Below are 9,441 nucleotides of genomic sequence, written 5' to 3'. Positions count from 1 at the left end.
CGGGCCCGTCTACAAACGCATACCGATCCGGCGAGCCTGGCAGCGGCTCGGCCGCCAGCGCCTTGGGCAGCTCGACCTTAACGAGATCTCCATCGCTCCACATTCGATTCAGCTTATAGAAACCCGCGCCTTCCGGAACATCCTGCTGTAGAATGCCATTAACCGTGATCGAGGCTCTCTCCTTAACCCACCATGGTATCCTCAGCTTAAGCGCGAACTGCGCTGCCCGGTCGCAGCTCACCTTTACGCTGAACAGAAACCGGTCGGGCCTAGTAACGGGTATGGCAGGTCGATGCACCTCGGTAATCGCCTTCATGCCAGCCACATTCCACTTGTTCATCGGATACAGCCCCTGCTGGCTATCCTGCTCGATGGCGAAGCCGATCCGGACTCCTTCCAGCTCAATCGAAGCGACGGACGGAATCCATTGCGCAATCGCGACGCCTTCGCCATCTCTCAGATAGATTTGGGATTCGTAGGCCGCGTTGGCTTGAATCAGCGTTCCGTGACAGCACCAGAAATGTCCCGTCTCCGATCCCCATGTCTTGCGGCTGCCCGGGGCAACCCCGAGGAAATAGGAGATCATGCCCGTATCTCCATGCTGATGCGCCAATACGCCGTTGACGAACCGCCTCTCCCAATAATCGGCGTAAGCGGAATTTCCCGTCCAGCGCAGCAGCGTATGCGAAAGCCGCATCATATTGTAGTTGACGCAATGCTCCTGTCCGGCGCCTAGTCTCGCTTCCATATCTTGATGCGGCATCCAGAGCTCTCCGTCGTCGCCGGCGCCCGTGCATAAATACCCCCGCTTTGTGACGGCGCATGTCCAAAACGATTCCGCAATGCGGCGAAAACGCTCGTCCCCGGTCACTTCGTACACCCTTGCGGCTCCTAATATTTCCGGGATTTGCGTATTGGCATGTTTGTTCGTCAGGACATCCTCGCCCCGCAGTAGCAGATCAAAGAAACGGTTGCGAACATAACGCTCCATCAGCTTCCTGTGTTCATCCGCCCTCGTAATGCCGTACAACTCGGCCCAGGTTTCCAGCATGCCGCCCGTCTCCATATCCAGCAGCTCGTCCAGCTGCTCCTGCGACAAAGCCGACGTCCAGCGGTAAAACCAATCCGCCATGCCCTTCGCGATGGACAGCGCCTGCCTGTTGCCCGCCAGCTGATACATTTCGAGGAGCCCCATCAGCAGCTTGTGCACGGTATAATGCGGCGCCCATACCCACTTGCCGTTTAAGAGCCGATGCATAAAGGTTTCCGGGAACGCGGCGAGCCACCCGCCTCCGTTCGCTTCCTGGCAACGCGCCAGCTCCGACACGATCGTATCGGCCTTCGCCTTGACCATGACATCGTTAGTCTGCGCGTAAATACGAGCCGCCGCCGACAGCCAATGCCCCATGAAATGTCCCCGCAGCTCGCAAGTGACGGCCTCCCAGCCCCAATGCCACTGTTCGGGTCCCTCCATACTGGTTGTGGAGGCCGTCGTCGTGCCCCCGTTGCCGCTATAGCTCCACAAGCCCGCTTCCATATAGAAGCCGCGGAGGAGGTTGGCATTGGTCAAACTCATGACATAATCCTTGTTTAACCGGAAACGTGCGGTCAGAGGACCCTCGCCAAGCTTTGCCCGCCCCGGCTCTAAGTTATAAAACTGCGCCATCATGGCAACCCCCTCACTTTTTTCATATCATATTATTATTTTAATATTTATAATTAAAGCAAAGAATAGACGTAATATAAAATTGCATATACTTTTTTCATCTTTATAATGGAGTTATAGAGCTTTAAGTTCAAGGAGGAGACCGGCTATGTTAGCTGCAGTACGGTTAACCGCGGACCGGATGCCGCTGGTGCGAGACATGGGATGGAATCAGACGGCTGCCGTCTATACCCATCCCGACCGGGTGCTGGACTACGATGTATTTTTGTTTGTGACGAAAGGCTGCATGCATGTGATCGAGGAAGGAACGGAATATCGGGTGCGGCAAGGCGAGCATTTGTTTTTGAAAAAGGGGCTTCGTCACTGGGGCCTGCCCGAAAGCGAAGCGGGCACCGCATGGTATTGGATTCACTTCGATGCTGCGGCGGAAGAGCAGGACGGCTATAGCGGCCGCTTGCCGATGCCCGAGACGGGCTACTATGCGCCAGGCCATTACGAATACCGGTTCGAGCTGCCCAAGCATGGCGGATTGCCCCTTCAACCTTCGCTCGGCGACAGGCTGATGGCGATGCTCGACGAATACAGGCAGCCCCGGCTGCACGGCATGACAAGAGCGAGCGTCCGGGCGTACGGGCTGTTTCTCGATATGCACGAGGCAACCTTATCCGACGAGGATGCCCAGGTTCCGACAGGCAAAATGTCGGCGCTGACAGGCAAAGTGATGGCTTATCTCGTCGATCATGCGAGCAAAGAATTTCAGGCGGAGGAACTGGCGCGTCGGCTCGATTTGAATTACAACTATATATCGACCGCATTTCGCAAACATACCGGACGGACGGTGATCGAGATGCATACGAAACTGCGGATCGACAAAGCGATCGATCTCATGCGCAACACCTCGCTTAACGTTTCTGAAATTAGCGAACGGCTAGGCTTCAACAGTCCCTATTACTTCAGCAGAGTGTTCAAGAAGGTGACGGGCGAAGCCCCGTCCTCCTATTGGCGGCATTTGTACCGGGTGTAACGCTGTTAAGCATGCCGGCGCCAGGGAGTTACGACTTCGCCGTCCTTTTGCAGGTCAGCGTGCCAGACAATAAGAGGCCACCCCTTAAGTCAATGATGACTTAAGGGACAGCCCCCTCTCAACCGTGAACCGTTATTCGGCTTCGGCTAACCAGTTTTCCAATATCAATCGGGCTACCGCCGCAAGATTGGCAATCGTGATGGCTCCTTCGCCCGTCAAATCCGCTTTCTCAATTGCTTCCCAGCCGTCGTCTCCGCTCCCGACACCGTAGTAACTTGCCATTAGAGACAGATCGGCAATCGTTACCCGGCCCGCTCCCGGAACCAGCGTAATGAGCTGTGCTCCAAAGCTTGCCGTCGCTTCATTTAATGCTTCCACAGCCTCATTCACCTGCGCCTGCGTAGAGCCCGCGCCGCCTCTGACCGCTTCCGCCGCAAGGATGGCGTCTCTCAGCGCCGTAATCGCCGCCGCCGGGTATTGACCGACCTTTCCGCCTTCTTTGGCACGGCCAAGCAACGATTGCGTCTTGGCAATGGCCGCTGCCAGTTCCTCTTTGTTCAACGCCCCGCCGGTCTCGCCGCCTCCGGGGGCATCGGTTCCGCTGAGCGCAATATCTTCGGCATTGTACATAAATATCAATCTTTCGTTTGTTGTAATATCCGGTATGTCCTTTATGTCCGACAGCTTTTTGGTTCCGAGCCGAAGCGTCAGGACGGCGTTACTGCCCGATCCGGCCGCATGCTGATAGACGATTCGATTGTCGTATTTGGGAGAAACCAGAAAAAACGGTCCTACCCCGCTGGACTGCAGCACAAACTTTTCGTTTTCTCCTATGGTCGCGGCATCGGCTTTTATTAGATTGTAATCGCCTGCCTGATCAGCTTTTACCGACAAATAGGTATTGGTCCGAACCAGACGGATCGAATAAGTGCCGTCATCGTTAGCGATTAATTGGTAAAATGGCGCATCCTTCTTCATGCCCTTCGTTACGAGCTCGCCGCTCGCATCCATATCATAATAAGAGTTGAGCGTTTCGGCGACTCTCTCGCCGCCCACGACGCTCCAGTTTCTCTGATACAGCGGCTCCCACCTTGTGCGCATCTGAAAGTATGGCCCGCTCGCGTTTAACGGCTCGTCGTTGTAGTACGCCAAGGTGCCGAAGTTCAGATTGTCAAAATGAACCATTCCCTGCGGGCGCGCGGCCGCAGCCGCCTTTTCCGTCCATGCCAGATCAACGCCGCTGTTCGCCTTGCCGTAGAGGGCAAGGACTTGTTCGAACACCGGTCTCAGCTCGCCTCTGTTCAACCCGTTGTTTTCCCTGTCGAATCCGGCGCCGTAATACCCTCGGCTTGTATCGCCAAAAACGTTCGGCATCGCAACAAAAGGCACGTCCTCCTCGTAAAGCTCCTTCGAAAACAAGTTATATTTCGCCGTATATTCGAAGGCTTTGGCCAGCCTGTTGTCATAAAGCGAATACAGATCCTCTTGCTGATGGAACGCGATCAGACTGATTTCGGCCATATAGCCGATCGCCAGCAAGGCATGAGCCTGGTCGCGGCCCGTCTCCATATTTTGGCCCGTTTCGTGTACATAAGCGAAGATAGAGCCGTTTACATGAATATCCTGATACAAGGCCATCGCCCGGTCGAATATTTCCGTATTGTCGCAGAGAACGCCGATTGCCATCATGCTGACGATAGCCGCCGCATCCCAATTTCCGTTCGCAAGCATGGGAGCAGCCGCATCCTGAATGACGGGATATACGACATTGATCATCATATCCTGCAGCGCCTTGAAGTCGGCGTCGCCGTATCCGCTATAACCTCCATTGTAGTATCGGATAATTTCCGCCGCGCTGGCATATTTGTAAGCGTTGATGCCGGCTCCCAGGATCCGGTCCCGACCGTCGATCACTTTTAAGGCATGCGCCCATTTGCCCAGGATGTCGGCGGCATTGGCCGCATACTTGTCTTCCCCCGTAATGACCCATTGCAGGGCGTTGAAATAGGCCGCATTGCCGGCTTTCTCGAAATGGCCGATGTTGGCGGAATCCGACGGCGCTCCCCCGCGTCCGACATTGGCAAAAACGGTCGTTTCGAAATCAAGGCTGGACAGATCGTAAGGAACGCTATGCAGCAGCCGCTGATAATCGGAGTACCAGGGCTCGGCCTTCTCCTGAACGCGTTGCTTCATTCTCTCCAGGTCCTCCGCCGTCTGCAAAATACCGGGATGGCTAAAGATTCGAACGCTTACATCCGCCGAAGTTTCATACCCGCCGCCGTTGTATTCGACAGTGTACTCGTGAACGCCGATGCTCAGGTCCGACAACGTCGCGCTCATCCGGCCGCCAGCCAGCACGACAGCCGCGTCCGTTCCTGCGACATTGTAATGCGCCGGGTTTGTATCGCCGTTAATGGGAAGCCAGAGCAGCTCGGCGTCATCTCCGGATACCCGCTGGCTAACTTCCAGCAAATCGCTGCCCGTCACCTCTTCCAAATAAAAACGGTATTCGGTATTTTGAGCGGCCGCACCGCTGCTTTGCATGGCGTCATCCGTCATTGTTACATTAAAACGTTTGAAGTTCGAATCGTCCCTCATCGTGGACAAATGCGACCAGATCCGGTAATAACCCGATTTGGCGTAGCGGTCGATATAAAATCGTTCGTTCCAATTCGGGAGGTTCGCCGACGCTTTGACCTCGAACGTCCTGTCCGTGCTTGTGCCGTTGGGAGCGCCGCTCAGAATGTTGAAGTAACGATGGGTGTTGCTCAGAAACTCTTCGGCCGTAAAATAATGCTGGATCGTCAAGTATTTGTTATTGACCAGAGATCGGATGGAATACGCCGTTCTCGTGGCACCCGCCTCCGGCTCTGCGTGATCCACAGTGGCGAAGTAGTCAAGGACGTACAACGCAAATGCCGAAGCTTCGGCGGCGCTTCCCGTAAGCGACAGCTTTTCCGTGACGGGGTCCACTTTAACGTATTCGCCCGCTTCGTTTTTCATTTTGAAAATCATGGACGCGGTTTTGCTGTTGTCATAATAATTGCCCATGTCCGGTCCCGGAATCCGGATCGGCGCTTCCGCCAGGCCGTTCATCGCCGCCTGCAGCGCTGCCTGTGCCTGATCGACCGCCGCTTGCGTTGTGTTGTCTCCGCTTGCCGCTTTGGCTTGCTCGAGCGCAGCCGTCAATGCGGCCCAACTATCCGTCGTATATTCCGACTCGATGAGCCCATCCGCTTCGGCGATTAGCGCGCCGAGCGCCGTCTTGTCGATGCCGTCGTTGACGATGGAGATGGATGCGGTATCGCTGACGGTGGCCTTTTTGACGGAAGTGGCCCTGACGACGCCGGTTATCCCGCTTACCTCCGGCATCTCCCTCAGCTTCAGCTTCAGCGACGTATCGCCGAGATGCTCAACATCGACATACGGCTTAAGCGTCTGCGGAATATGCCAGTTTACGCGCTTGATGACGGAATCCGTCTGCACATTGGCCGACAATACGATTTCATCGCCGACAGAGCTTAACGCGGATTTCCCGGCGCTAAGCGACATGGAAACATCATAAGGTTTGTCCGTAAACATCATGGCGCCGTAGTAGTTCGCCTTCCGCCCGGCTTCGTTATTGACCGTGCCTGCGCGCAAGCGCTTCTCCGCCGCTTCATAGATAACATCCGTTTCTCCGCCATTGGACACGCCAGCCGCCTCGTTTAGATAATGGTTGCCGACGATCTCGTATCCGACAGCCCAGATGCCGCTTTGCGTTCTGTTTCTGTCGGAAATAAATGTTTCCGATGCCACTTCCTCGCCGATGGCATATTTGGCATTGTACACCGTGCCCGAGAGTAAACGATTGTCATAGGCTCCGTAAATATCAACCCCCTGATTCCAGGCAATATCCGCTTGCGTCGCAAGCCCCGTAATGCCCATTCTGGCATGCGGCTGATCGCGGCTGCTTTCCTGTTGCTCGCCGCTCGGGTAAATATAGCTCGGCAGACTACCCATGGACACGGCGTTGCCTTCTCTGTAAGTTCCGAGATACCGCTGCTTCAACGCGTCGTTAAATAAATCGATATCCTCCAGATAAACCGCCGCAGCCATGTTGAAGCCGCCGAGAATCGCGTCCCAGTTGCCGTTGGCCTGTGGATAGAAGTCGTATGTCTTGGTCAGCAGCAGGCGCAGGAAGCTGTCGAATTCGGCCATGTCCGCCTCCTGCCACAGGTCCGCTGCCGCAACATCCGGATCGCCATTATAGACATGCCTGATGATTTCGGCAGCGTTTACGAAATCCGTCGCTACAATGGCTATTCGGAGTTTGACATCGTTTCCGGAGCCCAGCGTCTTAAGCGTGGCAGCCCACTCGTTCAGCACCTCTTTCGCTTTGCGCCCGTAAGCGGCGTCACCGTCCAGGTAATATCGCAAAGCATAATAAAGCGCCTTGCTGCCGCCTCGCGTATATGCCGTTCCGCCGATATTGGGGCTGTTGTAAGGACCCACGTCAAGCACCGGCTCCGGATTGACGGCATTGCTGTCGAACCAGGCCGCAGCGCTTGCCAGCTCCTGATAACCTTTGCCGTAAACGGTATCCGCATTGTCTTTATTAGCCTTGATATGATCCAGATCCTCCAGCGTAAACGCGATGCCCGGATGCTGGAAAACGAAATCGTCGTTCAGATAAGGAATTTCATCTTCTCCGACCATTTGATCTCCGATATAAACCACGTCGAAATAATCGAGGTTGGGGCCGTCGTAAACGCCTTGTCCCGGAGGCGCCTCCATGCCCAGAGTGACCGTATTCTCCCCTTTCTCCAGCCAGACGTTCATAAAGTTGGTATTCCAGGCCGTATTGCCTCTTACGTTGGCGTAACCATTATCCGATTGCGGCGTCAAGGATGTGTTGGCCGCAGGATTATAGCTGTCGTTGTATCCGGAAATATTGAAAATCATCCAGCCCGCCCAATGCGGGTCCATCGTATTCGTAAAATCCGGCTCATCGTCGTTGATCACGATGCGGGTATTTCGTTCGTCGCGGACATTGCGGTAACCGTCCGTCTTGGTTGCCGGGTTGTTGTAGCTGAACGCCAATTGGTAAAAACCCGCCGCCGGTACAACGACCTTCCAACTGGCTTGGTCCTGTCCTGACGGAATGGAGTTGTTGCTCGCGCCGCTGCCCGTTTTATAGTCCGCGACCGGGTCGCTGAAATCGACAAATTTGTTGCCCGAGGCTCCCGTCAGGACAACCTCGTCGCCGGGCATCGAACCCGGTACGGTGTCTCCGTTATCCCTGACATAGATGTTGCCTGCCGATCGATAGAAATCCTCCGCTTCTACTCTTGCGACGAAACCTTCGGGATCGAGCGGCACGACAGGCTCACCCGTCGTTACGTTTACCACAACCGGGATTTGTCCCGATGGATGCGGTCTGTCGATATACAGCTGCGTCACGCTCCCGGCAGCCGTATTTTCCGAAGAATCGGTGTAAATATGAAGATTGATCTCTGTTCTGCCCGCCTTCAGCGCGTTCCGGAACAAGTCGGTCACATCCACTGTTGCGTTTGGCTGACCGGCTGGTACGTTGCCTTCTCCGGCTGACGCAAACGTAATCTGCGCCGTCGGCGAACCCGCTATATCGTTCGGGCGGTTGTTATAGGTAATATTGCTGGAGGTCCACTTGACGCCGCTGTCGGTCGACCAAACGGATTCGCTTTCGACAAATGTAAGGGTATTGGGATCATGCGATTTTCGAAACGCCAGCTCCATCGTCATTACATCAATGTTGTACAAGCTAGTGTCAAAGGAAGATAAATCGAACCGGAGATAACCGTGTCGTCCTTTGCCGACCATCATCTTGAACTGAATATTGTTGTCGGTGGTGCTGGCCGTTTTTCTTACGGAATCCGGCGACGACTTGTCCACATACGCGCTGCCCTCATCCGTTGCAGCGAAGCTGACTACCCGAACCTCCGGCGCCGCCTCGGCCGCCGCCGCAGCGTTTGCCGCCGCATCCGGGGCAAGCCCAAACATCGGCATCATGAGGATGGGCACGCACAACAGCAATGCCAGTACCTGTCTTACATGTTTGCTCATTGTCGATCTCCTCTCCGAAAATGGTTAGCAAGAGATAAGTTGCGATGAAACGGGGCTGACCCTGGACCGGAATCGGCTCCGGGAACAGCCCTGCCTTGCGTTATTCGTTGTTCCACTCCTCCAGCACCATTCTCGCCAAGGCGACAAGCGTCCGGATCGTAATTTTGCCTTCCTCCTGCAAGTCTGCTGCCGCTACCTCGCTCCAGCCTGCCTGGCCGGATGTTATGCCGTAATAGCGCGCAAGCACGGACAAATCTGCGACCGTCAACCGGGTTGCGCCGCCCGCAAGCGATACCAGTTGCTTGTGGAACTCGTCCACTTTCCGATTCAGGTCCTGAACGGCCTCGTTCACCTGCTGCTGAGTAGAGGAGCCGCTGCCGTAAATCCCTTTCGCATCGGCGATTGCCGCCGCAAGCCCCGCCTTCGCGCCGCTCTTGTATTGGCCGATTTTGGCGCCTTCCGCGGCCCGATCGTATAGGAGCTCCGCAGCCGCGATTGCTTGCTGCAGCGCCTGCTTGTTCGGACCGCTTGGCGTAACGGGAACCGTCGGCTTCATGACCGCCCCACGGAATGTTTCCATCGCTTGCGCCAACGCGTTTACTGCCTGGGCTACGGCGTCTGCGCCCGCCAATATATCGTTCTGCACCGCTTCCGCGGCATCGATAGC

At 55.5% G+C, this 9,441-nt stretch carries 3 protein-coding genes and 1 pseudogene; 1 reads left to right on the top strand and 3 read right to left on the bottom strand.

Going from position 1 to position 9,441, the window contains the following annotated elements; translation table 11 throughout:
• Positions 1-1,669 (bottom strand): beta-L-arabinofuranosidase domain-containing protein (locus PAT3040_RS06420; RefSeq protein ID WP_258234869.1); only part of this gene is annotated, 1,669 nt, incomplete at its 3' end.
• 145 nt (positions 1,670-1,814) lie between these two features.
• Here PAT3040_RS06420 and PAT3040_RS06415 point away from each other — a divergent pair.
• Positions 1,815-2,690, top strand: coding sequence for an AraC family transcriptional regulator (locus tag PAT3040_RS06415; protein ID WP_087570812.1), 876 nt, complete (start codon positions 1,815-1,817; stop codon positions 2,688-2,690).
• Between the two features lie 132 nt (positions 2,691-2,822).
• On the opposite strand, the gene PAT3040_RS06410 is transcribed toward PAT3040_RS06415, so the two are convergent.
• Both PAT3040_RS06410 and PAT3040_RS36820 read right to left on the bottom strand, forming a co-directional pair.
• Positions 2,823-8,774, bottom strand: coding sequence for an alginate lyase family protein (locus PAT3040_RS06410; RefSeq protein WP_108991937.1), 5,952 nt, complete (start codon positions 8,772-8,774; stop codon positions 2,823-2,825).
• A gap of 100 nt (positions 8,775-8,874) precedes the next feature.
• Positions 8,875-9,441: pseudogene (locus tag PAT3040_RS36820) on the bottom strand (hypothetical protein); the annotation flags it as partial.

It is taken from the genome of Paenibacillus agaridevorans (genome assembly GCF_003112455.1).
Taxonomy (GTDB): domain Bacteria; phylum Bacillota; class Bacilli; order Paenibacillales; family Paenibacillaceae; genus Pristimantibacillus; species Pristimantibacillus agaridevorans.
The sequence above is the reverse complement of the archived record's forward strand: the minus strand, read 5'-3'. Positions and strand labels throughout refer to the sequence as shown.

What these genes read in the sequence shown, in the direction of transcription:
- PAT3040_RS06410 (WP_108991937.1), bottom strand. Translation starts at nt 8,774, where the DNA reads ATGAGCAAACATGTAAGACAGGTACTGGCATTGCTGTTGTGCGTGCCC.
- PAT3040_RS06415 (WP_087570812.1), top strand. Translation starts at nt 1,815, where the DNA reads ATGTTAGCTGCAGTACGGTTAACCGCGGACCGGATGCCGCTGGTGCGA.